Source organism: Frigoribacterium sp. CFBP 8751 (assembly GCF_014841545.1).
In the GTDB taxonomy this organism is placed as follows: Bacteria; Actinomycetota; Actinomycetes; order Actinomycetales; family Microbacteriaceae; genus Frigoribacterium.
In genome coordinates this window covers 163,965-185,631 of sequence record NZ_JACYUB010000004.1, presented here as the reverse complement: position 1 = coordinate 185,631, position 21,667 = coordinate 163,965, and the positions used below count along the sequence as shown (strand labels likewise).

At 74.2% G+C, this 21,667-nt stretch carries 24 protein-coding genes; 11 read left to right on the top strand and 13 right to left on the bottom strand.

What is annotated here, in order from left to right; genetic code table 11:
- Positions 1 to 90 precede the first annotated feature (90 nt).
- Both IFT88_RS12130 and IFT88_RS12125 read right to left on the bottom strand, forming a co-directional pair.
- A complete protein-coding gene (locus IFT88_RS12130) occupies positions 91 to 1,479 on the bottom strand; it encodes an LCP family glycopolymer transferase (RefSeq protein WP_192120859.1) in 1,389 nt (462 codons plus the stop codon).
- Positions 1,480 to 1,591: 112 nt separating this feature from the next.
- Positions 1,592 to 1,921: a hypothetical protein gene (locus IFT88_RS12125; protein ID WP_043595139.1), complete on the bottom strand. Its 330-nt coding sequence runs from the start codon at positions 1,919 to 1,921 to the stop codon at positions 1,592 to 1,594.
- A gap of 154 nt (positions 1,922 to 2,075) precedes the next feature.
- Here IFT88_RS12125 and IFT88_RS12120 point away from each other — a divergent pair, with 154 nt between their 5' ends.
- Entirely contained in the window at positions 2,076 to 2,360 is a 285-nt protein-coding gene (locus IFT88_RS12120) for a hypothetical protein (RefSeq protein ID WP_043595140.1), read from the top strand.
- Positions 2,361 to 2,390: 30 nt separating this feature from the next.
- Here the strand turns inward: IFT88_RS12120 and IFT88_RS12115 are convergent, their stop codons facing one another.
- The 4 genes from IFT88_RS12115 to IFT88_RS12100 are packed head-to-tail and all read right to left on the bottom strand — an operon-like array spanning position 2,391 to position 6,761.
- On the bottom strand, positions 2,391 to 3,227 hold the full coding sequence (locus tag IFT88_RS12115; RefSeq protein ID WP_192120857.1) for a galactosyltransferase-related protein: 837 nt from the start codon (positions 3,225 to 3,227) through the stop codon (positions 2,391 to 2,393).
- Positions 3,224 to 4,309 (bottom strand): glycosyltransferase, encoded by a 1,086-nt coding sequence (locus IFT88_RS17670; RefSeq protein ID WP_192120855.1) that lies wholly within the window; start codon positions 4,307 to 4,309, stop codon positions 3,224 to 3,226. The genes IFT88_RS12115 and IFT88_RS17670 overlap by 4 nt, the downstream gene beginning before the upstream one ends.
- The gene (locus tag IFT88_RS12105; RefSeq protein WP_231567091.1) at positions 4,306 to 5,553 is read right to left on the bottom strand and encodes a glycosyltransferase; all 1,248 of its coding nucleotides are present in this window, start codon (positions 5,551 to 5,553) and stop codon (positions 4,306 to 4,308) included. The genes IFT88_RS17670 and IFT88_RS12105 overlap by 4 nt, the downstream gene beginning before the upstream one ends.
- Complete coding sequence (locus IFT88_RS12100; protein ID WP_192120853.1) at positions 5,550 to 6,761, bottom strand: glycosyltransferase; 1,212 nt, start codon at positions 6,759 to 6,761, stop codon at positions 5,550 to 5,552. Before IFT88_RS12100 ends, IFT88_RS12105 begins: the two co-directional genes overlap by 4 nt.
- 208 nt (positions 6,762 to 6,969) lie before the next feature.
- Between IFT88_RS12100 and IFT88_RS12095 the strand changes: the two genes are divergently transcribed.
- From IFT88_RS12095 to IFT88_RS17445, 3 genes are read left to right on the top strand one after another with little or no spacing between them, the layout of a single operon-like run.
- Positions 6,970 to 7,917, top strand: a complete 948-nt coding sequence (locus tag IFT88_RS12095) for a WcbI family polysaccharide biosynthesis putative acetyltransferase (protein WP_192120851.1) — start codon at positions 6,970 to 6,972, stop codon at positions 7,915 to 7,917.
- A complete protein-coding gene (locus tag IFT88_RS12090; protein ID WP_192120836.1) occupies positions 7,914 to 9,080 on the top strand; it encodes a hypothetical protein in 1,167 nt (388 codons plus the stop codon). The genes IFT88_RS12095 and IFT88_RS12090 overlap by 4 nt, the downstream gene beginning before the upstream one ends.
- On the top strand, positions 9,077 to 10,660 hold the full coding sequence (locus IFT88_RS17445) for a glycosyltransferase family 2 protein (RefSeq protein ID WP_342212151.1): 1,584 nt from the start codon (positions 9,077 to 9,079) through the stop codon (positions 10,658 to 10,660). The genes IFT88_RS12090 and IFT88_RS17445 overlap by 4 nt, the downstream gene beginning before the upstream one ends.
- 123 nt (positions 10,661 to 10,783) lie before the next feature.
- Here IFT88_RS17445 and IFT88_RS12080 read toward each other — a convergent pair whose 3' ends face one another.
- Positions 10,784 to 11,371, bottom strand: a complete 588-nt coding sequence (locus IFT88_RS12080) for an acetyltransferase (RefSeq protein ID WP_192120834.1) — start codon at positions 11,369 to 11,371, stop codon at positions 10,784 to 10,786.
- Positions 11,372 to 11,518: 147 nt separating this feature from the next.
- On the opposite strand from IFT88_RS12080, the gene IFT88_RS12075 reads away from it, so the two are divergent.
- Genes IFT88_RS12075 through IFT88_RS12060 form a run of 4 tightly spaced genes read left to right on the top strand, consistent with a single transcriptional unit; the run spans position 11,519 to position 13,852 of the window.
- Positions 11,519 to 12,274 (top strand): DUF805 domain-containing protein, encoded by a 756-nt coding sequence (locus tag IFT88_RS12075; RefSeq protein WP_192120832.1) that lies wholly within the window; start codon positions 11,519 to 11,521, stop codon positions 12,272 to 12,274.
- Positions 12,275 to 12,332: 58 nt separating this feature from the next.
- Positions 12,333 to 12,929: a hypothetical protein gene (locus tag IFT88_RS12070; protein ID WP_052505266.1), complete on the top strand. Its 597-nt coding sequence runs from the start codon at positions 12,333 to 12,335 to the stop codon at positions 12,927 to 12,929.
- A complete protein-coding gene (locus IFT88_RS12065) occupies positions 12,926 to 13,279 on the top strand; it encodes a hypothetical protein (protein ID WP_192120830.1) in 354 nt (117 codons plus the stop codon). The genes IFT88_RS12070 and IFT88_RS12065 overlap by 4 nt, the downstream gene beginning before the upstream one ends.
- Positions 13,280 to 13,330: 51 nt before the next feature.
- Complete coding sequence (locus IFT88_RS12060) at positions 13,331 to 13,852, top strand: GNAT family N-acetyltransferase (RefSeq protein WP_192120828.1); 522 nt, start codon at positions 13,331 to 13,333, stop codon at positions 13,850 to 13,852.
- An 11-nt stretch (positions 13,853 to 13,863) separates the two neighbouring features.
- Here the strand turns inward: IFT88_RS12060 and IFT88_RS12055 are convergent, their stop codons facing one another.
- From IFT88_RS12055 to IFT88_RS12045, 3 genes are all read right to left on the bottom strand, one after another.
- The gene (locus IFT88_RS12055) at positions 13,864 to 14,583 is read right to left on the bottom strand and encodes an acyl-CoA thioester hydrolase/BAAT C-terminal domain-containing protein (RefSeq protein ID WP_199859212.1); all 720 of its coding nucleotides are present in this window, start codon (positions 14,581 to 14,583) and stop codon (positions 13,864 to 13,866) included.
- Positions 14,584 to 14,714: 131 nt separating this feature from the next.
- A complete protein-coding gene (locus IFT88_RS12050; protein ID WP_192120824.1) occupies positions 14,715 to 15,665 on the bottom strand; it encodes an alpha/beta fold hydrolase in 951 nt (316 codons plus the stop codon).
- A 236-nt stretch (positions 15,666 to 15,901) separates the two neighbouring features.
- Complete coding sequence (locus tag IFT88_RS12045; RefSeq protein WP_192120822.1) at positions 15,902 to 16,531, bottom strand: maleylpyruvate isomerase N-terminal domain-containing protein; 630 nt, start codon at positions 16,529 to 16,531, stop codon at positions 15,902 to 15,904.
- Positions 16,532 to 16,608: 77 nt separating this feature from the next.
- Here IFT88_RS12045 and IFT88_RS12040 point away from each other — a divergent pair, with 77 nt between their 5' ends.
- Together IFT88_RS12040 and IFT88_RS12035 are read left to right on the top strand one after the other, a co-directional pair.
- Positions 16,609 to 17,244: an SRPBCC family protein gene (locus tag IFT88_RS12040; RefSeq protein WP_192120820.1), complete on the top strand. Its 636-nt coding sequence runs from the start codon at positions 16,609 to 16,611 to the stop codon at positions 17,242 to 17,244.
- Entirely contained in the window at positions 17,241 to 17,924 is a 684-nt protein-coding gene (locus IFT88_RS12035; RefSeq protein ID WP_192120818.1) for a DUF4166 domain-containing protein, read from the top strand. The genes IFT88_RS12040 and IFT88_RS12035 overlap by 4 nt, the downstream gene beginning before the upstream one ends.
- A gap of 514 nt (positions 17,925 to 18,438) precedes the next feature.
- Here IFT88_RS12035 and IFT88_RS12030 read toward each other — a convergent pair.
- The 3 genes from IFT88_RS12030 to IFT88_RS12020 form a co-directional block, all read right to left on the bottom strand.
- The gene (locus IFT88_RS12030; RefSeq protein ID WP_192120816.1) at positions 18,439 to 19,125 is read right to left on the bottom strand and encodes a DUF6518 family protein; all 687 of its coding nucleotides are present in this window, start codon (positions 19,123 to 19,125) and stop codon (positions 18,439 to 18,441) included.
- 142 nt (positions 19,126 to 19,267) lie between these two features.
- Positions 19,268 to 19,957, bottom strand: coding sequence for a DUF4232 domain-containing protein (locus IFT88_RS12025; RefSeq protein WP_192120814.1), 690 nt, complete (start codon positions 19,955 to 19,957; stop codon positions 19,268 to 19,270).
- 144 nt (positions 19,958 to 20,101) lie between these two features.
- Positions 20,102 to 20,278, bottom strand: a complete 177-nt coding sequence (locus IFT88_RS12020; RefSeq protein ID WP_123518567.1) for a CsbD family protein — start codon at positions 20,276 to 20,278, stop codon at positions 20,102 to 20,104.
- 179 nt (positions 20,279 to 20,457) lie between these two features.
- Here IFT88_RS12020 and IFT88_RS12015 point away from each other — a divergent pair, with 179 nt between their 5' ends.
- Entirely contained in the window at positions 20,458 to 21,636 is a 1,179-nt protein-coding gene (locus tag IFT88_RS12015; protein WP_192120812.1) for a LysM peptidoglycan-binding domain-containing protein, read from the top strand.
- Positions 21,637 to 21,667 lie beyond the last annotated feature (31 nt).

Genomic DNA, 21,667 nt, shown 5'->3' with positions numbered 1-21,667 from the left:
GACATGTTCGAGATCACATGTCGGCTGTCATCCTAGGGCGCGGTCGACCCAGGACGGAACCCACGGAAGGCCGACGGAGCGACCCGATCGTCAGTCGCGCTTGGCGCAGGTGACCTGATCGGCGGACTGGCCCGTCACGCTGCTCGGGAGCTCGGCCGACGTCGGCGCCGGCTCGGGCGTCGGCGCCACACCGGTCGCCGACCCGTCGGCCGGAGCGACGTCGGGCGCCGGCGCGGACGGCTCGCCCGTCGCCTCGGCGGACGGGTCGGTCGACGTGCTCGGCGCCGGTGCGTCCGGGTCGAGCACCGCCGACCGCCCGAGGCTGTCCGTCGACAGGGTCAGCGGCAGGTCGCGCTGCAGCGCCTCGTCCAGGACCGACGCCGACGCCTCGTCGACCAGGACGCGGTTGCGATCCGCGGGGTCGTCCACCGCCGGGTACTGCACGAAGACCATGTTCGACAGCCCGACCGTGTTCACGGCGAGGGCGAGCTTGGCGAGGGTCGACGCGTCGGCCAGCGTGTCGCTCAGCGTCATGTTCGCGAACGCCACCCGCGCGATGGCCAGCACCTTGGTCGGGTCGGTCAGCGTCCCCGCCGACACCGTCTGCCGGGCGAGCGCCGAGAGGAACGTCTGCTGGTTGCTGATGCGCCCGAGGTCACTCGAGTCGCCGACCCCGTAGCGCGACCGGAGGAACGCCCCGGCCTCGGCCCCCGACAACGTCCGCGTGCCGGCGGGCAGGTCGAGGGCGGGCTGGACCTCGGTGTCGCGGATCGGCGTCGCCAGGCACACGTCGACGCCGCCGATGGCGTCGGCCATCGACACGACCCCCTCGAAGGTGATCGACCCGGCGTAGTCGATCTGCAGTCCGGTCAGCTGGCCGATCGTCTGCGCCACGCACGACAGCCCGTTCTTCGGTCCGCCACGACCCAGCGCGGTGTTCAGCATCGCGCCCGAGGTCGCCGGGCTGACCGTGCCGTCGTCGTTCGGGCACGCGGGCATCGGCACGATCAGGTCGCGCGGGAAGCTGACGACCGCCATGTTCGTGTGGTCCTCGGAGATGTGCACGAGCACCGTCGAGTCGTTCTTGCCCGCCCCCGAGCTGGCCCGCTGGTTGGCGGCGTCGTCGAACCCGGTGCCCAACCCCTCGCGGGTGTCGGTGCCGATCAGCAGCAGGTTCACCTCGCCGGTCTGTGCCGTCAGCTGCGGTACGGGCGAGGCGGACGACCCGTCGGGTCCGGCGAGCGGCACCGTGGGCCTCGCGCCCTGCAGCACCTGCCACGTGGCGATGGCCGCGACCGAGGTCGTGCTGACGAGCACGACGGCCAGCGCGGCCGCCGTGATCTTCGCCGCGAACGCCACGGGGTGGCCACGGCGGAGGCGACCGTGGCGGGCGATCCCGCCTTCGCGCACCGCGCCTCCTCGGCTCGTCGAGCCGTCGGCGTCGTCGAGTGCTCGCTCGGTGCGTCCGTCGTCGGTCATGCGCGCCCCCTCGGCGAGAGAGGGCTCGGGCGGCCCTCGTCGGGACGAAGCATAGGAGGCGCGGGCCGGGAAACCCCGGAGATCGCCCCGTCGGCGTCCCCGGCCGTCCCGGTCAGGCGCTCTCGCCGAGCGTGGCCGGCGCGACGGCGGGCAGGACGTCCTCGGTCCAGTCGACCCGCAGGGAGCCGGACCCCGACCAGCCACGCAACTCGGCACCGACCGTGTCCCGGAAGGTGGCCGCCTCGTCGCGGTCGCCCACGACGACGTCGAGCCGCAGCCGCGCCAACTGCTCGGTGACGCGGACGGGGAGGCCCCAGGCCTGCAGCACGAGCACCTCGGACGCGGCGCTCAACGCCGGGAAGTGCCGCCGGAGCTTCTGCTCGACGACGTGCAGCACGGCCACTTCGTCGGTGGGGTGGATCACTCCGGTCAGCGAGATCATGCCTGATGGTCCGCCCGGGAGGTTACGGCAGTGTGGCCACCCGCTGTGAAAGCACCCGGCCTCGCCTCGTCCCCTGCGGCGGCTTGTCCCCCGGCGGGTCCCCCGCGGGCACGACCGTGTTGGCAGATCGGCCCCGGGTGGGCATGATCGTCACATGGCGAAAAAGCTCAAGACGGCCCACCGCGACCTCGTCGAGGCGCTCGACCACCACCGCAAGGTCATGCAGGAGAAACCGCTGTCGAGCAAGCGCGCCGGGCGGGCGACCGCCAAGCTGCGACTCGCCGTCTCGGCCTACTCGGCGGTCGTCGCCGACAAGACGGGCCAGCCCGACCCGTTCGTCGACTACGACGCCCTCGACCCGGCCACCGTCGCGTCGCTCGCCGCCGAACGCGACGCCATCGCCCACAAGAAGTCGTCCGACCAGGGCACGCTCGACTGACCCGGCCGCGCCGCGCCTCCTCGGGGCGGCTCAGCTCGGGACGGCCGCACCCTCGACGAGCGCCCAGCCGCCGTCGGTCGTGCGGCGCACCGCCCCGGCCCGCTCGAACGCGTCGAGCCAGCCACCCATCGGCCACTCACCCCAGCGTTCGGCGAACAAGCCACCGTTGCGCACGACGTCGGCCAGGTGCCGCCACGGCGGGGACGAGGTCGGGTGGTACTGGTGGTACGCGTGGGCGCCGCCGACCCAGACGAGCGGGACGTCGAGCGAGCGCGCGGTGAACGCGAAGTCGGTGTCCTCGCCGCCGTAGCCCTCGTACCGTTCGTCGAAGCCGCCGAGCCGCGCCCAGGTGTCCGGCGTCACCGCGAACGAGAGCGACCAGAACAGCGGGTAGTCCGCGGCGCCCGCGACGAGCGTCGTCCCGGCAGGAGGCGCGGGTCGCGCCGCGTGCGGAGCGGTCGCCGCCTCGAGTCCCTCGCCGCCACCGAGCACGAACCCGTCGGGCAGGTAGGTGACGGGTCCGCTCAAGAGGGCCCCCGGGTGGTCGAGCGCCGCCTGCTCGTAGTGACGGAAGAGGTCGGCACCCGGGACGCAGTCGGCGTCGAGGAACACGATCAGCGTCGCGCCGTGACCGACGGCCGCGTCGGCTCCGCGGTTGCGCCCCGCGGCGAGGCGCAGGCCGTCGGGGCCGGGCGGGACGTGCAGGGTCGTCACGCCGGCCAGGGCGGGCACGTCGGGGGCCGGGGTCTCGTCGAGCCAGACGACCACGTGGCCAGCGTCGGACGCGACCTGCCGGACGAACCGCAGCTGGTTCGCGACGTGCTTCATGCGGGTGGCGGACGCGAGGGTCACGACGACGACGGTCACGACGCGGCTCCTGCCCCGGCTGTCGGCACGGCGACCTCGGCGACCACCGCGGCGGCGCGGGCGGCAGCACCCTCGACCTGCCACGCCGACCAGTCGGGCCGCAGACCGCGTGCCCGCTCGATCAGCGCCGGCCACTCGTCGTCCTCCGGCCAGGACGACGCCACGACGGCGAGGCCCGCCCGGTCGAGCGCCCGGGCGGTCGTGAGCTGCTCGTCGAAGGGTCGGGTCTGCGGCACGACCACGGCACGGGCACCGAGGGCGGCCAGGTCGGCGACGGTGTTCTGACCGGCCCAGGTCACGACCACCTCGGCCGCGGTCATGGCCGCCCACGGGTCGTCCACCCAGGTGTCGAGCCCCAGGGCCGACCAGGTCGTGCCGGGCGTGGCCCGGGCCGCGCGGGCGACCGCGGCCGAGAGGTCGACGTGATCGCTGCCGCCGGCACCGCCCACGAAGAGGACGCTGCCGGGCACGACGGCCGACCCGCGATCGGATGCCCCGCGGCCGTCCTGTCGCGAGATCCCACCGACCCAGCGCACCTTCTCGGCGACCCGGTCGAGCGCCGACGAGTCGTGCGTCCCGGCGGGCCACGGGGCGATGACGCGCGACGCGGCGTCGTACGCCAGTCGATGGGGTTCGTCGGTGCGGTCGCCGGGTTGCGAGACCACGACGACCTCGACGCCGAGCAGTCGGACGAACAGCGTCACCTCGACCGAGACGTCGACGACCATCGCGTCGAACGGACGCCCGTCGGCCGCGGCCCCGGTGATCTCCCGGGCGATGCGGCCCAGGCGGGAGGTGTGCCCGGGGTGCCCCACCGGAGCCCAGTGCAGCAGACCGCCCACGGTCGGCGACGCGTCGGCGGGGTGCCGGACCACGCCGTCCGATCCCGTGGTCGGGGCGTCGTCCCGCTCGAGTTCGATCCAGGTGGTGTCGGCCGGCAGGTCGACGGGAGCGCTCAGCGAGCTGAAGACGACGACGTCGGCGTCGAGGTGCGGCCGGACGGCCGAGAAGCGGGTGCGGTGCCCGGCACCGTGGTGGTGCACGTACCAGCCGACGAGGGGGCGGGCGACCGTCGACGTCACGCCGTCACGACCCGTCGGCCGGTGCCGGCCGGGCGGACGGCCGACAGGCCGCCGGTGAGGGACGAGGAGGCACGGTGCCGGCCACCCACGCCGGTCGCCTCCGTCGCGGCGCCGGCGGACGTGCCCGGCACGCGCTCGTCGGAGGCGACGACGTCGGAGTACAGCCGCTCGAGCACGGCGGCCCGGGCTCGCAGCGAGAACCGGTCGACGGCGTCCTGCCGCACCGTGCGACGGGCGTCGGCGTCCGTCCCGACCCGGCGCAGCAGGTCGTCGGCGGCGCGCGCCATGCCGTCGAGGTCGCCGGCGGGGACCAGGGCGGCCCCGACCGAACCCGCCACGACCTCGGGGACTCCCCCGACGGCGAACGAGACGACCGGCGTGCCGGTGACCAGCGCCTCCGCGATGACGAGACCGAAGGGCTCCTCCCACACGGGCGTGACGAGGGCGCAGCCGCTGTGGCCGACGAGGGCCGCGAGCTCGGGCTGGCGCAGCTCGCCGACGTAGTGGGCGGTGACGCCGAGGTGCGGGGCGACCTCGGTCTCGAAGTAGTCGACGTCGCCGATGCGACCGGCGATGACGAGGCGGCGCCCGGCGCGACGGGCCACCTCGAGGGCGAGGTGCAACCCCTTCTCGGGGACGATGCGTCCCGACCAGACGAGGTCGTCGCCCCCGGGTCCGAAGCCCCAGCGCTCGGTGTCGACGCCGTTCGGCAGGACGCTCGCCTCGACGCCTTCCCGCGCCCAGGCGGCGGCGGTGTGACCGCTGACGGCGACGAAGCGGCTGCGCGGCCCGGTGGACGAGCGGTGCGCGGCGAGCATGTCGGGCAGGGTCGGCGTGTGCAGCGTGCTGACCATGGGCACGCCGATGCGGTCGGCCCGGGCGAGCGGGACGCCGTGCAGGCTGTGGTTGTCGACGAGGTCGTAGTCGTCGGCGTGGTCGGCGACGAACTGCAGGGCGCGTTCGAGAGCCGGCAGCGCGCGCTCGAGGTAGCCGTCCGGGTAGGTCGTGTCCGTCGCCTCGGCCGGGTCGTCGAACACCACGGCGGGCAGGACGAACTCGGGCGGGCTCTGGTCGAGGTGGTCGGACCCCTCGGTCGCGATCAGCGAGACGCGGTGACCGCGCTCGCGCAGGGTGCGCACCTGGTGGTGGACCGACGACTCGAGGCCGCCGGCGAACGGCTCGCGGATCGGGTAGCGCAACGGCGCCACGACGACGATGCGCAGGGGCCGGGAGGCGCGGATCACGCCGTCACCGCCGCGACCGTCGCGAGGGCGCGCTCGTACACCGCGAGATGGGCGGCGGCCACGTCGTGGCGTTGTCGTCGCCGCACGGACCGACGCTGCCGCTGCAGGGCGGCGCGCTGCGGGGTGCCGCGGCGCGAGGCCGGCACGCGGGCCGCGTCGTCGTGCGCGTCGGCGGTCCCGTCGACCGCGTGCGGGCTGACCAGGGCGACCACGGCCGCGGCGAGCGACGCGGGGTCGTCGAGGTCGAACGAGGCGGTCGTGCCGGCTTCGGGGTGCTGCGCCGCCGCGTGGCCGACGCGGGGCGCGGCGACCGGGACGGCGAGGTCCCAGCACAGCTCGACCCAGCCGGAGTGCGTGCCGTGGCGGTAGGGCAGCACCGACACGTCCAGGTCGGCGAGCGACCGCTCGAGCTGGGGGTCGGTCAGGCGCGGGTGCTCGGCGAGGGTCGCCGACGGGCCGGCGGCGCGGACGAGCTCGCGGATGCGCTCGGCCTGCTCGGGGTCGCGCACGCGCTCGTTCAGGTCGACCCGCGCCTCCACGGCGGCACCGGTGGCGCGCAGGGCGTCGACCGCCGCCAGCAGGGTGCGGACGGTCTCGACGCCCGCGACGTTCGGGCGCAGGTCGCGGAGGTGGACCCCGACGACGACCGTGTCACCCGGTGTGCCGACGGGCAGCTCGGCCTCGGGGTCGGCGATGGCGGGGTGCGCGACGACGGTCGGGCGACGCCCCCACCGGGCCTCGACCTCGTCGGCGGCCGCGTCGGTGAGGGTGATCAACTCGTCGGCGGCCGGGACCAGCACGTCGAGGTGCTCGAGGTGGGGCGCCTGGTCGACGAGTTGCGGGTTGGTCAGGTCGTGCACCGTGTACACGAGCGGCAGGCGCAGGTCGCGCAGGGTCTCGACGACGGCGACGAGGTGCTCGGTCGGGTACGACTCGGTGCCGAAGTGCACGTGCAGGAGGTCGACCTCGTGGGCGTGCGCCCGCAGCCAGGCGGCGTCGAGCACGACCGGGGGCCACCAGCGGGCCGGCTCCGCGGGGTCGGGCAGCGGGTCGGCGAGGTGCACGACGCGTCCCGACGTGTCGAGGGGGTCGAGCAGCGAACGGACGTACGGGTGGCCGGCCGGGACCGATGCGACGCGGATCGGGGCGACCGGGGCGACGACGGCGCGGGCCGGGGTCGACGGCGACGTCGGGGCGTGATGGGTCATCGGGGCCTCCTCGGCGTGATCAGGTCGCCCGCCGTGCCGGACCGGCGCGGGGCCTGTCTCGCGCGACGACGAGCACCCGCGACGATGCGGGTGAGGTGTGCCGGGGCTGGCGGCGGGAAAGGATGACGCGACCGGGGAAGTCGCTGTTGACTCAACATAGGCCCGCGCGACCCCCTTTGTCCGTTCCGAGTTCGGGCCGGAGGGAAGCATGTCCGAACAGCGAACCGAACCCGACGGCCGCACCCGTCACTACGGCGACTTCTACGGTCTGAGCGAGCCGGAGGGCGACGGCGCGATCGCCCTCGTGGTGGGCAATTGCCAGGCCGAGTCGCTGCGCATCTTCCTCGACGGCGCGGGGCTCACGGCCGTCCGCATGCCACCGGTGCACGAGCTCACGGCCGCCGACCTGCCGCAGCTCGAGCGGTGGCTCGGCCGGGCCGGCCTGCTCGTCTCGCAGCCGGTGCGCGACGACTACCACGACCTCCCGCTCGGCACGGCCCAGCTGGCCGCGATGCTGCCCCGGGAGGCGCGGGTCGTCCGGGTGCCCGTCGTCCGGTTCGCGGGCCTCTACCCCGCGCACGTCATCGTGCGCCCGCCGAGCGACGTCTCGCTCGTGCCGCCCGTGGTCGAGTACCACGACGTCCGACTGATCGCCGAGGCCGCCGGACGGCCGCTCCCGGCCGACGCCCTGAGACCCGCCGTCGTGCGGTCCGTCGCCGAGCTGTCGCTGGCCGAACTGCGCAGACGCGAGGTCGCGCACGACACCGTCGTGGCCTCGGACCTGTTCGAGGTCGGTGCGGGCACCGAGGGGGCCGGCACGCCGCGCTTCGACCAGATGCGCACCCTGAACCACCCCGGCAACCCGGTCTGGACGGCCCTCGCCTCGCGCGTCCGCGATCGCCTGGGCCTGCCCGAGCACGTCGTCGACCCGGGCCGACCCGTGCTGTCGAGCGTGCACGCTCCGCGCGAGCAGGCGGTGATCGACGCCTGGGGCCTCGACGCCGAGCCGACCGACCATTGGGTCGTCGGCGGCGAGCGCGTCGGCGCCGACGAGGTCCGTCGTGCGCACCTCGCCTGGTACGCCGAGCACCCGGACGCGGTCGAGGCCGCGCTGGCCCGGCACGCCGACACGTTCGCCCTGTGGGGCGCGGCGTGACCGGGGCGGCGGTCGACCCCTCGGCCCGCGAGGCGACCGCGCGCGACTCGGCCCGCTCGAGCGCGCGGGACGGTGCGGCGGCGACGATCGACCTCGCCGAGCTGCCCGTGGTGGTCACGCACCACGATCCGCAACACGGCGTCGCGACCTACGCGGCCCAGATCGCCGCGACGGTCGAGGCCCGCACCGGGCGGCACCTCGCCCTCGACGTCGCCGACCTGCTCGACGTGCCGGACGACGACTCCGTCGACGTCACCGTGCCCCGGGCGCACCTGCAGTTCACCGACCGACTGTGGGGCCCTTCTCCGTCGGCCGCGGCCGACGTCGTCGAGCACCTGGCCGACACGAGGGCGCTCACCGTCACCCTGCACGACCTGCCCCAGCCGTCGGACGGCGAGCGCAACCTGAGGAGGCGCGGCGAGGCCTACGGTCGTGTGGTCGCCGCCGCACGGGGCGTCGTCGTCAACAGCGAGCACGAGCGCGCCCTCCTGCACGAGTGGGTCGGCTTCGACGGCCCGGTCGAGGTCATCCCCCTGCCGGTCGAACGGCATCCGCTGACGGGCACCCGGCCGGAGCCCGACGGCGACGTGGCGGTCATCGGGTTCTTCTACCCGGGCAAGGGGCACGCCGAGGTCGTGGCGGCCGTGGCCGGACTCACGGCCGCGCGGCACGACGCCGCCGGTGACCGGGACGGAAGCGGGGCGACACGACCGGACGCGCGGGCGACGGGCGTCGTGGCGCTGGGCCGCGCCTCCTCGGGTCACGAGGCCGAGCTGCTGCAGCTGGTCGACGAGGCCGCCGGTCTCGGCGTGCCGTTCGGCGCGACGGGCTACCTCGACGACGCGACGCTGCTCGACCGGGCGCGACGCGCGTCGGTGCCCGTGGCGGCGCACCAGCACGTGTCGGCCTCCGGATCGATCGCGACCTGGATCGCGGCCGGGCGACGACCGCTCGTCCCCGACACGAGGTACTCGCGCGAGATGGCGGCGCTGCGGCCGGGCACGCTCACGCTCTACCCCGACGGCGGGCTGGCGGCCGCGATCGCCACGGCCCTGGCCGACCCGGAGTCGACCTGGCTCCACGACGACGCCCGCACCCTGCCCGGCCTCGACGAGGTCGCCGACGCCTACGCGGCGTGGTGGGCCGAGGGGGTGCGCTGGTGAGCCGCGACGCCGGGTCGCCGGTGTCCGACGCGACCGACACCGCGCCTCCTGCGGGCGGGCGGTTCGTCGTCGGCAACGCGTGGGACGCCCTCGACGGGACGTGGCCCGACCTGCCGCCGCTCGTGTCGGTGGTCGTCGTCCACTACCGGCAGCAGGCCGAGCTCGACCGGACGCTGGCGGCCCTCGCGCGTCAGAGCTACCCGGCCGAACGGCTCGAGGTGATCGTCGTCGACGACGGATCGCCGACGCCACCCACCGTGCCCGAAGGAGTGCGACTGATCGTGCAGGAGGACCTCGGGTTCCGGCTCTCGGCCGCCCGCAACGTCGGCGTCGCCGCGTCGTCGGGGTCGGTGCTGTGCTTCGTCGACGCCGACACGTCACCCGAGCCGGACTACGTCCTGCGGCTGACGCGGTTGCCGGCGCTCGTCCCCGAGGCGGTGACGGTCGGACAGCGGAAGCACGCGGACTTCGCGGGCGTGCTGGGTGGTGACGGCGGCGCCGTGCCGGTGTCGGAGCCGGTCGAGGTGGCCGGGCCGGCCCACGAACTCGAGCAGCCGCGCTGGCTGCAGCAGGCGTACGGCTGGTCGGCCGACCTGCTGCACGCCGACGACCGGTCGTACCGCCACCTGATCGGGGCGGTCACCTGCTGCACCCGCTGGTTCTTCGACCAGGTCGGCGGCTTCGACGAGTCGTTCACCAGCTACGGCGGCGAGGACTGGGAGTGGGCACACCGCGCGTGGCTCGCCGGCGGCGTGTTCGCCCACGTGCCGGGCGCCGTGGCGTGGCACGACGGGCCGGACTGGGCGGGGCGGGCGACGGGTGCGGGCGTCGGTTCGGCGGGGTCGGCGGGATCGGCGGGCTCGGCGGCCTCGGAGGGCTCGGCGGCCTCGGAGGCCTCGGGGGCCTCGGAGGCTGCTCGCGAGGACGAGGAGGCGCGGCGCCAGGCCGAGAAGAACGGCGAGACCCTGCGCCTCGCCGACCTGATCGCCGTGCGCGGCTCCCGGGGGTTCGGAGTGCGGAGTCGCGCCGTGGACGTCTGCGTCGAACTGGCCGCCGCCGTCGGGACGTCGATCTCGGCCGGTGCGGCGTTCGTGGCGGTGGACAGCGTGCTGGCGGCGATGCCGGACGTGACGGTCGTGGTGCCGGACGACGTGGCCCCGGTCTTCGAGGCGGACCAGCGGGTTCTGGGCCGCTCGTCGGCGGCTGCCGCCGCGGCGCGGGGCGGTGCCCGGGTGGTCGTGACGCTCGACGGTGCCGTGCGGGTGCTGCCCGCGGTGGAGGCCGGCGGCTCGGACGACGCCCGGGTGCAGGCACTGGCCGCTGCGGCAGGCCTCGGGGACGACGTCGCACGCGACCTGCGGACGGCGACGGACGCGGTCGGCGTGGGGTCGCTCGGCACCCTCGAGTTGGTGGACCCGTCGGGCCGGGTGCTCGTGACGGTCGAGTCGCGTCGCGCCGCCCTGCGCGCCCGACGCTGGGGGGCGGGCGTCGCGTTCGTCTCGCACCGCGCCTCCGTGGACTGGCTCACGCCCGTGACGGGCGAGCCCAGCGTCGCCGCCTACCTCGGCGGCTGGGGCTGACCGCGGGCTCGCACCCGCCCGCGTGCCGCGTGCTGCGTGCTGCGTGCTGCGTGCTGCGTCGAATGGTCCCGTTCCGTCGTTCGTCGACCGACGAGGGACGGTTCGGGACCACTCGACCGTCGCTCAGGGGGCGGGTGCGACCAGGGTGAGCCAGCCCTCGTCGACGACGTAGCCGAGGGAGGCGTTCGTGGCGACGATCGCGGGGTTGTCGGCGGAACCTCCCGTGCGGAAGCGGAGGACGCCGGCATCGAGGAGGGCCAGCACCGACGCCGCCTTGATCGCTGCGGCGAGACCTCGACCGCGGTGATCGGAGTGGACGACCGTGACGTCCGTCTCGGCGGCGGGACCGTCGAGGTCGACGACGGTCAGGCCGACGAGGCGACCCGTCGGGGTGAAGGCACCCCAGGCCCTGCGGGTCGGTCCGGGCGTCGCCGACGACCGGTCGAAGGGCTCGTGCCGTGTGGCCACGCTGCCCGGGTAGTCGTCGAGGGTCTGCGCGTCGAGGGCGAGGACGGCGTCGACGTCGAGCGGACCGAGCTCGCGGATCGTGACGTCGGCGGCCTTGCCGGTGGCGAGGGCGCGAAGGTGGTCGCGGTCGACGTCACCGGTGTGGAGCCGGGCACCGAACGACCGAGCGGCGACGGTCCACCCCTCGCCGAGGAGCGCGGCGGCCTCGGGCGAGTGGTCGCGGAGGACGGCCGGGGTCTGCACGGTCCGATCGTACGACGGGGGCCGTCCTCGGTGCCGGACCGCGCCTCCTGGTCCTCTGGCATGCCGTCGTCGTCCGGAGGGCGGGGCCTGGTGGTGCCTCGGTAGGGTGGCGGGGTCGCGGTGGGCGGCGCGGACGAGGGGGATCTCATGACCGACAGGAACGACGGGGCGGACCAGCAAGGCGGGGCGGTGCCACCGTACGGGCAGCAGGCGCAGGGCGGACAGCCCCAGGGCGGGCAGCCTCAGCAGCCGCCCGCCGGGCAGCCGACGCCTTCGCCGTACGGGCAGCAGCCGCCCTACGGGCAGCCGACGCCTCCGCCGTACGGGCAGCAGCCCTCCGGCCACCCGCAGCCGCAGCCCGGGTACGGACAGCCCTCGTACGGACAGCCCTCGTACGGGCAACCCTCGTATGCACAGCCCTCGTACGGACAGCCGCCGCAGGGGTCGCCCTTCGCCCCAGGTGGGCCGGTCCCCCTCTGGGCGCCTCTGTACGGGGCGGGTCCGGTCGTCGCGGTGAAGCGGTTCTTCCAGAAGTACGCCGACTTCACGGGGCGCGCGAGCCGCAGCGAGTACTGGTGGGTGGTCCTCGCGAACACGGTGGTCTGGTTCGTGCTCAGCATCGTCGGGTTCCTCGCGGGCCTCCCGGGGAGCACGACGGACTACGACGGCACCCTCGAGCCCGGACCGGGCTTCATCCCCTTCGGCTTCGTTCTCGCGGTCTTGCTCTTCGGGACGGTCGTCCCGTTCCTCTCCCTCGGAGCGCGGCGACTCCACGACATCGACCTCAGCGGGTGGTTGCTGCTGATCAACCTGTTCCCGTACCTCGGCGCATTCGTCATCTTCATCCTGTCGCTGCTCGGCCCGAAGCCCGGCGGTGCCCGCTTCGACCGACCGAGGGCGTGACGGCACACCAGTCCGAACGCGGTGACGGCGGCGGACGCGACACGGTAGTTTCTCGACCATGAGCGCCCCCGACGCCCGCGTGCCCGACGACCGACGTGCCCTCGTCCAGCCGGAACTGCGCCCCGGCGAGCGCCTGCTCTGGTCGGGCGGCCCGGACGAGAGCGTGACCTTCGGTCGCAACGACCTGTTCCTCGTGCCGTTCAGCCTGCTGTGGTGCGGGTTCGCGATCTTCTGGGAGGTCTCCGCCCTGCGCGACGGGGCATCGTGGTTCTTCGTCGCCTTCGGTGGGGTCTTCGTGGCGATCGGCCTCTTCTTCGTGGTCGGCCGATTCCTGCTCAAGCGGGCACGGAAGGCGAAGACGGGTTACGCGGTCACCGACCAGCGGTCGTTCCTGGTCGTCGGGTCGACCGTCCACCAGGCGCCGGCGAAGCAGCAGAACCAAGAGGTGTCGTGGTCCCGGGACCGCACCCACGTCAGCGTCGACTGGACCGACTCGATCACGGGCGACACCCCGTTCGGCGCACGGCAGCGTGGCCTGACCAACACGGGCCTCGACGGCGTCATGGCCCCGCTGCCGATGACCTTCGTGGACGTGCGCGACGGCGAGGCGCTGCTGCGCGCGCTCGACGAGGCCGGGCGTCCGGAGGCACGGTGAGGCACGTCGGCGCATTCCTCCGTCGACGAGAGGCGAACGTCGGCGAACCACGCCGCAGCCAGGCCTGGCGGGATCTCGTCGACCGGGTGCTGGTCGAGCTCAACGCCCTCGACCCCTATGGACTGGAGCCCGGCACCGAGGACGGCGCCCCCTGGGACGAGTACGAACTCGAAGCCGTCCCGATGGTGCGTGAACTGATCCTGGCCCGGGGCATCACCGGCGACCAGGTCGACGCGATCTGGACCGCGTGGTTCGGCGAGACGCTGAGCGGTCGCACGGAGCCGGCCCGGTTCGAGGAGTTCCTCGCCCGACTGGATGCCGTGGGGCCGTGGCCTGACGCACGCTCGTAGCGCGACGACCACGACGGCTTCGAGGGGCATCTCCGGCGGTACCGTGAACCCGTGTCCTCCCACCTCCGCCTGATCGAGCCGCGAGACGCCCCCGAGCTGGCACGGGCGTTGACGCGCAACCGTGCGTTCCTGGCCCCCTGGGACCCCGTGCGCGGTGACGCCTACTTCACGCCCGAGGGGCAGCTGTCGGTGATCTCGTCGCTGCTGGCACAACGGTCACGCGGCGAGGCGCAGCCGTTCGTCATCGTCGACGAGGGTGCCGTGGTGGGCCGGCTGACCCTCAGCGGGATCGCCCGTGGTCCCTTCCGGTCCTGCGACCTCGGCTACTGGCTGTCGGAGGACCGCAACGGGCGCGGCATCATGACGTCGGCCGTCGGCGAGGCCATCGACTGGGCGTTCGGCGAGGCCGGCCTCCACCGCGTCCAGGCGGGGACGCTCCGCCACAACGTCGCCTCGCAACGGGTTCTCGTGAAGGCCGGCTTCGAGCAGTACGGCATCGCCCCGTCCTACCTCGAGATCGCGGGCCGCTGGCAGGACCACGTCCTCTTCCAGCGGATCGACGACTCTACGTAGAGCCGCGCACGTCAGCGTGATGCCGCGAGCATCGCGTTGATCGCACGCCACGCGCGTGTCCCCAGCTCCCGGTCCGCGGCCTCCGTGCCCCCACGTCGCATGGCCATGCCGCCCCGGACCAACGACTCCCCGGGCAGGATCGCTCGGTGCCCGGCGAGGACACCAGCCACCACGACGGTGTCGGCACCGTGGTCTGCGCGCCGACACCGGATGTTCTCCGCGTACAGCGAGCTCGACCACACCTGGTCGTCGCCCCCTGCGACGACGACGACCTCGGCAATCCGCTCCACCTCGATCGCCGCCGCGGCCACCCGGTCTGCGAACGTCCTTCGGGACCGCTCGTACACGGGCGAGAACCGAGGAGGTTCCTCCGTCCCCCGACACTCCTGGTCGATCGGTACGAACGGCACGGGCGCCCCACCCCATGTCCAGTGCGAGTGTTCGGCACCGGCCGGGTCGTAGCCCGCCCATACGACATCCGACGGGGCGAACGCGAACACACCCGACACCCCGGGGGCACGGGCGGCCGTCGCCAGGGCGGCCTCGGCCCCGAACGACGTCCCGACGAGCCAGACCCGGTCGCATTCCCTGGCGAGGGAGTCCAAACGGTCCACGAAGGTCTCCAGCGGGACGTCCCACGGCCCGGCGCTCTGCCCCTCGCCTCCGAACCACCGGATCGACTCGGCCAATGCGCCGTGCTCCGCAAAGAGCCGGGCGCGCTCGCCGTCCACCCGTCCACTCGACCCCGCGAGCACGAGGACGCCGTCGCCCGACGGTAGCGCCGGTGACCAACGCACCCCTTCGGGCCGCGCGAGGTCGGCCCGACGCATGCCGGGCACGGCGGGCAGAGCAGACGAAGTCGTCACCGCCGGGCGAACCCGTCGAGGGCGGCACTGAGCACCTCGACCTGACGCGGGCCGCCGTGCCCCTCGTCCTCGACCACGGTGAGGGTGCTCGCCGGCCAGGCACGGTGCAGGAGCCACGGCGTGATCGCCGGCCCGCTGACGTCACGACGACCGTGCACCAGCGCGGCGGGGACCTGGGCGATCCGTGGCAGCTGTGCCATGATCGACCGCTCGCCCGGGAGGAAGCCGTCGTTGCTCCAGTAGTGGGTGACGAGCGTGGCGAACGCCTCTCGCCGGCCGGGTCCCAGATGCCCCCGCCCGCGGGACCCGGGATCGTCGAGGCTGACATGGACGCTCTCCCACCGGTCCCAACTCGCCGCGGCCGCCCCACGATCGGCCTCGTCGTCGGAAGCCAGCCGTCTCGCGTAGGCGTCGACCGGTCTCTCGTCGTCGCGCCTCCTGCTCTCGCGGTCGAACACGGCCCAGTCCTCGGGGAAGAGCCGCCCGACCCCCTCGGTGATCCAGTCGACCTCGTCGCGACTCGTGGTCGTGACCGCCATGAGCGCCAGGGCTCGGACGCGGTCCGGGTGCTCCTCGGCGTAGGCCAGCGCGAGCGTCGTGCCCCACGACACCCCACCGACGACCCAGCTCTCGATGCCGAGTCGTTCGCGGACCTCCTCGAGGTCGGCGACGAGTCGCGGTGTCGTGTGCCGTTCGAGGCCGGCCAGGTCGTCGACGACGTTGGGGGTGCTGCGCCCGGAACCGCGCTGGTCGATGCCGATCAACCGGTAGGCCTCTGGATCGAAATATCGTCGGTAGCCGCCCTGACCGAGCGAACCACCGGGCCCGCCGTGCAACCAGAGGGCGGGGACGCCGTCGGCACGACCCGACTCTTCGACGAAGAGCGAGGCGCCGTCCGTCGTCTCGAGGAAGCCCGTCCGATACGGGTCGTGCGGCGGGTAGGTCATGCGGCCACCGTAGTCACCAGCTCACCGCGAGCGCGACGGCCCCCACGGAGCCCAGGCCGTCGCCCCGTCGGCAACTCCGGGTGGCTGTCGCAGCCACTCCCCTCCCTCGCGGCAATCGGCGCCCCGCCGCAGCACCAGCCCGGAATTGCCGACACCAGAGCCAGAGCCCGAGCCGGAGGGGCCCGGGAGCGTAGTCGGAAGGGATGGGAAGCACCCGCGGCGGACCGCGGGCCCCGTCAGAGCACCGTGTACCCGGCGTCGAGCGCCGAGCGCCCCGTCAGGGCCGTCAGGAGGTGCGGCGCATCATCCGACGGAGCGTCGGCCACGAGGCCGCCGAGCACGACCAGCGCCTGACGAACCGCGGTCTCGGGCGCCTGCCCGTCGAGCCCGCCGGCCGTCCGCAGGTCGCCGGTGTGGACGACGAGCTCGACGACGCGCGTCGGCAGGTACGCCTCGAGCCGCCACTCGCCGACCGGGGTCTCCACCCGTGCGTCCGCGGTCCGTCCGGCCACCACGGCGGTCACCCGTCGCACGACGGTGTCGACGCTCTCGGGCAGGTCGGCACCGAGGTCCCGTCCCGCTTGCCGCCCCCGCTCGGCGACCTCGTCCGGATCGGCGCGGCCGCCCCGGACCGCCCGGTAGTAGTCGACGGAGCGGCGGTCAGAATCCGACGGCCCCGGCCGCAGGTACTGCTCGACCGTGAGCAGGGCCCTCGACGTGTGGCCGACGAGGTCACGACGGCTCCACTCGCCGAGCGCCGTGGCCTCCCAGGGGGCCGGCGGCCGGTCGAGCTCGTGCACCGTCTCGGCGAACCACCGCGCCGCGGCCCCGAACGCGTCGCGGACCGTCCGGAAGTTCTCGTCCATGGGGTGAGCCTAGATCCGGCGACGACCCGCGTTCCGGGGCGTTCCGTCGGCCGCCACCATGCCCTAGCCTCGCCGTCGTGGGGAAACGTCAGATCTACGTCGAGACCGTCATCGACGCCGACCTCGATCGGGTGTGGGCCGCCACGCAGGACCCCGCCCAGCACGTCCGCTGGGACGTCCGCTTCTCGCGCATCACCCCCGGGCCGCCGGACGCCGACGGGTCGACACCGTTCCGCTACGTCCGTCGCACGCCCGTCCACACCGTCGAGGGCACGGGCGTCAGCATCGGCGAACGCCACGGCCAGGACGGTTCGCGAACGTCCGCCCTGCGCTTCGCGACCGACGACGCCCTCTCACCGATCCGGGCCGGGCGCGGGTACTGGCGCTACCTGCCCACCGCCGACGGACGGACGCGCTTCGTGACCGGCTACGACTACGACTCGGGCTGGGGTCCGCTCGACCTGGTCGTGCGTCCGCTGCTCGGGTGGGCGACGGCGTTCAGCTTCGACCGCCTGCGCCTCTGGCTCGAGACCGGCCGCGAACCCGAGCGGTGGCCGCTCACCAGCGCCCTCGCGTTCTGGCGTCCGGACCGGCCCCGCGCCTCCCGCACCCTCCGCGCGCCCGCGGGCGGCACGCGGGCGGGCGACCACCTGCAGGAGGCGCCGGTCACCCTGGCCGCGCTGCCCGACCCCGCGAGGCGGTCACCCCGATGACGTCGATCTTCGAGCAGGCCCTCGGCGACGAGTTCGTCCGCCTGCACCCGATGATGCAGCGCCGCTTCGGCGTCGGTCTGGACTCGGGCGAGGCCTGCGTGGGCCGGGGCGTCATGTCGTCGATCCGGCGGGGCCCGTGGTGGACCGTGCTGTTCTTGCAGATCGGGCGGTTGCGCAACATCCTGGTGCCCGACGTCGGTGACGACGTGCCCTTCGTCATCGAGAACTATCCGTACCGTGACGGGCTCGGACGCGAGACCGTCACCTTCGTCCGCTCGTACACCGTGCAGCGCCGCCGGGCGGGCCGACGCCCGGTCCGCTTCGACGCGACGATGGTGCTCGACCACGGGCGGGTGCTCGACTACCTCGGCACCCACCAGCACCTCGCGGTCGACCTCGACCTGACGGTCGACGACCGCGGCGGCCTCGTGCTCCGCTCGGAGGCGCAGCGCTTCCACGAGGGCCCCGTCTCGTTCCGCTTCCCGATGCTGTTCAGCGGTCGGGCCGAGCTGCACGAGTGGTGGTCCGACGACGACGAGTCGTTCCACGTCGACCTCGAGGTGCACAACCAGCGCTTCGGGTTCCTCTTCGGCTACCGCGGCACCTTCACCTGCGAGTGGGTCGCCGCATCCGACGCGCCGGCCCGGCTGAAGCCGAGACGCACCGAGGCCCGCCTCTAGGCCGCGGGCCGTGCCGGTCGGACCACGTGGCGCAGCGCGGTCGCGAGCCCACCCCGCCCCGCGCCGCCCCGCCCCGCCCCGGGATCGGCGACACCCCCTGTCGGCAAGTCCTGACTCCCGTCACCGCCGCACCCCTCCCACACCGATCACGGCACCCCACCGCCGCACCCGCCAGGAATTGCCGCCACCAGCACCGGCACCGGCACCGGCACCGACGTCGGCACGGACACCGACCCCCGTCGACAAGTCCTGACTCCCGTCACCGCCGCACCCCTCCCACACCGATCACGGCACCCCACCGCGTCACCGGCCAGGAATTGCCGACACCGACACCGGCACCGGCACCGGCACCGGCACCGAACACGGAACGAGACCGGCATCCGCACCGGCGTCGGCCTCGGCACCGGCATCGGCATCGGCATCGGCATCGGCATCGGCATGGAACCCGGGCCTCGGCGTCGTCGGCCGGCCCGGAGGGGCGGGTCGACTCCCGGCGGAGGAACGACCCGGCCGGTCACATCAGCAGGCCAGGGAGGGCCGTGTACGCGACGACGAACACGATCGACAGGGCGACCACCGACCCCGCCGTGACGACGGGCACCCATGTCCGGGCGGACGACCGGGTGCGCATCGTGCCCCAGGCGAGGAACGCCGCGCCGAGGACCACCTGGAGCACCCAGTAGACGGCGCCCGGCCCCTGGTCGAGGACGACGAGCCCGTAGAGCCCCTCCCCCACGAGCACCGTCGAGAGCGGCACGACCGCCAGGGTCCGCCAGGTCGGCGACGACGCACGGAGGAGTGCGGCGCTGACACCGATGACCGGCCCCACGAGGAGCCCGAGGATCGTGAAGACGTTCTGGAACGGCTCGTCGTAGGGGAAGCCGCGCCACCCCGACACGATCCGGTAGCCCTCGACCAGCAGCACGAACGCCACGGCGCCCAGGACGGCCGACAGGGCCGGGCGGGCGCGCACGGCCAGGACGAGCGCGAAGACGAGGACCGACCAGCCACCGGACGAGTTCGCGAACCCTCCGAGCCACTCGGGCAGGAAGCCTTGCGCCGGGCTCGTCAGGCCGCCGAGCACCAGTGCTCCGGCAGCCACCACGGCGACCCGACCGGCGCCGAGGACGATCGTCACGGCCCGGGACCCCTGCCGTCGGGCGGCCGGCGTGGTGGGGCGGTCGAGTCGGGTCCCGGTCATGGCAGCTCTCCTTCGAGGAGGTGCCAGCGTACGAACGACCGGCGTCGTCACGCGTCCTCCGCGCGTCGCAGCCCGTGCCCCCCGAGGATGACCTCGCCCACCTCGCCCGTCGAACCGGGACGCCGGCCGGACCCGCGCGCCGTCAGAAGGTGGCGAGCGCGCTGACCGTCATCTGCTGCACCCGGGCGTTCGCACACGCCTCGAAGCTGGACCCCGAGGCGGGCACGAAGATCGACTCGAGCGAGCCGGGCGGGTAGATGCGGAACCCGTCGGTCGCCTGCGGCCGGCACTCCGCTGCGTCGTAGTTCCCCGTCTGGGCGATCTGCACGATGGTCTGGACCTCGCCACCGGGGGCGAGCGTGTGGGTCTCGTGCGAGGACGACCGGTCCAACGCGGCCGAGGCACCGATCTGGGTGCCGTTCCCGTCGCCGACGAACGAGACGCCGGGCCAGCCCTGCAGGGTGCAGGAGCGCTGGCCGCTGTTGGTCAGGATGATCGCGACGCCGTAGCTGCCGGCCGCACCCCCGCCTCCGTCGGCGATCTCGGCGGTGAGCTCGCCCACCGTGCACCGCGAGGAGGCGTCGCCCGGGGCACCGTCGCCCAGGTCGCCACCGCCGCCGGACGCCCCGTCGGGACCCGGCGTCGCCGTGGGAGAGGAGGCGCTGGTCGGCGAGTCGGTCGCCGACGAGCCGGACGTCGGTGAGGCCGTGACGGTGACGGTGGGGGCCGCCGCCGTCTCGGGGCCATCCGAGGCCGAACAGCCCGAGAGCACGACGGCGAAGGACGCCACGACGACCGCGGCGGGGACGAGGGAACGGAACGGACGCTTCACGCCTCCACCGAATCACGCCCGGCTAGGTTTTTGCACAGTCTGCACCGTTGGTCGCTCGTTCCGCGGCCTCCGACCGGACGACGAAGGGCCCGACATCCGCGGATGCCGGGCCCTCCGGGGTGCCGACCGAGGTCGGCGGGACGATCAGCTCTGGCCGAGGTCGTCCTTGGCCTTCTCGGTCTCGAGACGCTCTTCGCTCATGTGCTGGTCCTTGTGGCCCTGCTTCGTGAGCTCTTCGTCGTCCGTGCGCTTGCCGACGGCCTCTTCGGCCTTGCCGGCGGCCTTCTGGACGAAATCTTTTGCCTTGTCACCAACGGACATGACGTACCTCCTGGTTGTGGGTCGACCGGACTGACCCGGTACGTCTGTGACGGTAGGCCGGGCGTCCGCGGGCCGCCGGGGTTCACAGGCTGTTCCAGGTTCGTACCCGGACCTCGACCGGACCGATCGGTCTCGACCCGGCCCACGCCGTCCCCTAGGATCAACGCCGAGGGGGCACCATGGCACGACACGCACCAGGGTCGGGCGGCGACGACGACGTCACGCCCGGTCACGAACCCTTCGCGCCCCGCGCGTCCGACACCGGCGACGCCCCCGCGGCGGAGGTCGCGCCCGACGGCACCGAGCCCCGGCTCGTCGCATGGTCGCACCGCGGCGCCGCAGGCACGGCCGGTGCCGCGACCGCGGCATCGGCCGACCCGGCGAGCGCGACCGAGGCCGACGAGGCCGACGAGGCCGACGACGAACCCGCACCCCGGTCCGGCCGTCGCCGCCTCGCGATCGTCGGTGGCGTCGTCGCCGCCGCGGCCCTCGTCTCCGTCGTCGTGAGCGCGGTCCTCTTCACGAGCGGCTCGGCCCCGCTCGCGGCCGGTGCCCCGACCGAGTCCGCGCGCCCGACCACGGTCGCCCGCACCTCGACGCCCACCCCCAGCGCGACCCCGTCGCCGACGCCGACCGCCCCCGCGACACCCTCGCCGCGGGCGGCCACCCCGCCGCCGCAGGACGCCGCCGTGCCGGCGCCCTTCATCACCCCGGTCGCGGCCGGCACGGTGGTCGCCGAGGGCGACCTCGCCTCGCCCAAGGGCAGCATCCACCTGCACTACCGCGTGGTGGCCGGGGGTGACGACACCTACGCGACCGAGCTCACGGACGCCACCTCGAGCCTGCCCGTGCCGGTGGGCGTCGCGTTCTACCAGGTCGCCCCGTCCGTCGGCGACGGCGTCACGTACGGCGGCGACGGGGGCGTCGAGCTCGGGGCGTCCGTCACGACTCCGACGGCGGCCTCGGGCAGCTTCGGCTCGATCAGCCAGCCCTCGTACCTCTCGACGCTCGTCGTCCACTCGACCAGCACCTCCTCGGATGTCCCCGTCGAGATCTCGGCCGGCAAGGTGCTCGCCGTCGCCCCGGTCGCGTGGTCGGTGCCGCCGCGGCAGACGAACATCGTCCCGGTCGACTCGGGTGCGGTGGCCTTCGCCTCGGGGGCGCTCGAGGCGACCACGGCGTCCGGGGCCCCCAAGCGGTACACCGTCGCACCCGACGACCTCATCGACGTCGTCGCCCAGCGCTTCGGCATCTCGGTCTCGGCGCTCCTCTACATGAACCAGGGCCTGCAGGTCATCGACGACGCGCAGCACCTGTTCGAGGGCACGACGCTCGTCCTCGACCCCGACAGCGTCTGACCCGGGACGTCCCCGACGGCGACGCCTAGGG

What these genes read in the sequence shown, in the direction of transcription:
- IFT88_RS12130 (WP_192120859.1), bottom strand. Translation starts at nt 1,479, where the DNA reads ATGACCGACGACGGACGCACCGAGCGAGCACTCGACGACGCCGACGGC.
- IFT88_RS12070 (WP_052505266.1), top strand. Translation starts at nt 12,333, where the DNA reads ATGAGCGCCCCCGACGCCCGCGTGCCCGACGACCGACGTGCCCTCGTC.
- IFT88_RS12030 (WP_192120816.1), bottom strand. Translation starts at nt 19,125, where the DNA reads ATGACCGGGACCCGACTCGACCGCCCCACCACGCCGGCCGCCCGACGG.
- IFT88_RS12095 (WP_192120851.1), top strand. Translation starts at nt 6,970, where the DNA reads ATGTCCGAACAGCGAACCGAACCCGACGGCCGCACCCGTCACTACGGC.
- IFT88_RS12100 (WP_192120853.1), bottom strand. Translation starts at nt 6,761, where the DNA reads ATGACCCATCACGCCCCGACGTCGCCGTCGACCCCGGCCCGCGCCGTC.
- IFT88_RS12050 (WP_192120824.1), bottom strand. Translation starts at nt 15,665, where the DNA reads ATGACCTACCCGCCGCACGACCCGTATCGGACGGGCTTCCTCGAGACG.
- IFT88_RS12125 (WP_043595139.1), bottom strand. Translation starts at nt 1,921, where the DNA reads ATGATCTCGCTGACCGGAGTGATCCACCCCACCGACGAAGTGGCCGTG.
- IFT88_RS12075 (WP_192120832.1), top strand. Translation starts at nt 11,519, where the DNA reads ATGACCGACAGGAACGACGGGGCGGACCAGCAAGGCGGGGCGGTGCCA.
- IFT88_RS12045 (WP_192120822.1), bottom strand. Translation starts at nt 16,531, where the DNA reads ATGGACGAGAACTTCCGGACGGTCCGCGACGCGTTCGGGGCCGCGGCG.
- IFT88_RS12020 (WP_123518567.1), bottom strand. Translation starts at nt 20,278, where the DNA reads ATGTCCGTTGGTGACAAGGCAAAAGATTTCGTCCAGAAGGCCGCCGGC.
- IFT88_RS12015 (WP_192120812.1), top strand. Translation starts at nt 20,458, where the DNA reads ATGGCACGACACGCACCAGGGTCGGGCGGCGACGACGACGTCACGCCC.
- IFT88_RS12120 (WP_043595140.1), top strand. Translation starts at nt 2,076, where the DNA reads ATGGCGAAAAAGCTCAAGACGGCCCACCGCGACCTCGTCGAGGCGCTC.
- IFT88_RS12035 (WP_192120818.1), top strand. Translation starts at nt 17,241, where the DNA reads ATGACGTCGATCTTCGAGCAGGCCCTCGGCGACGAGTTCGTCCGCCTG.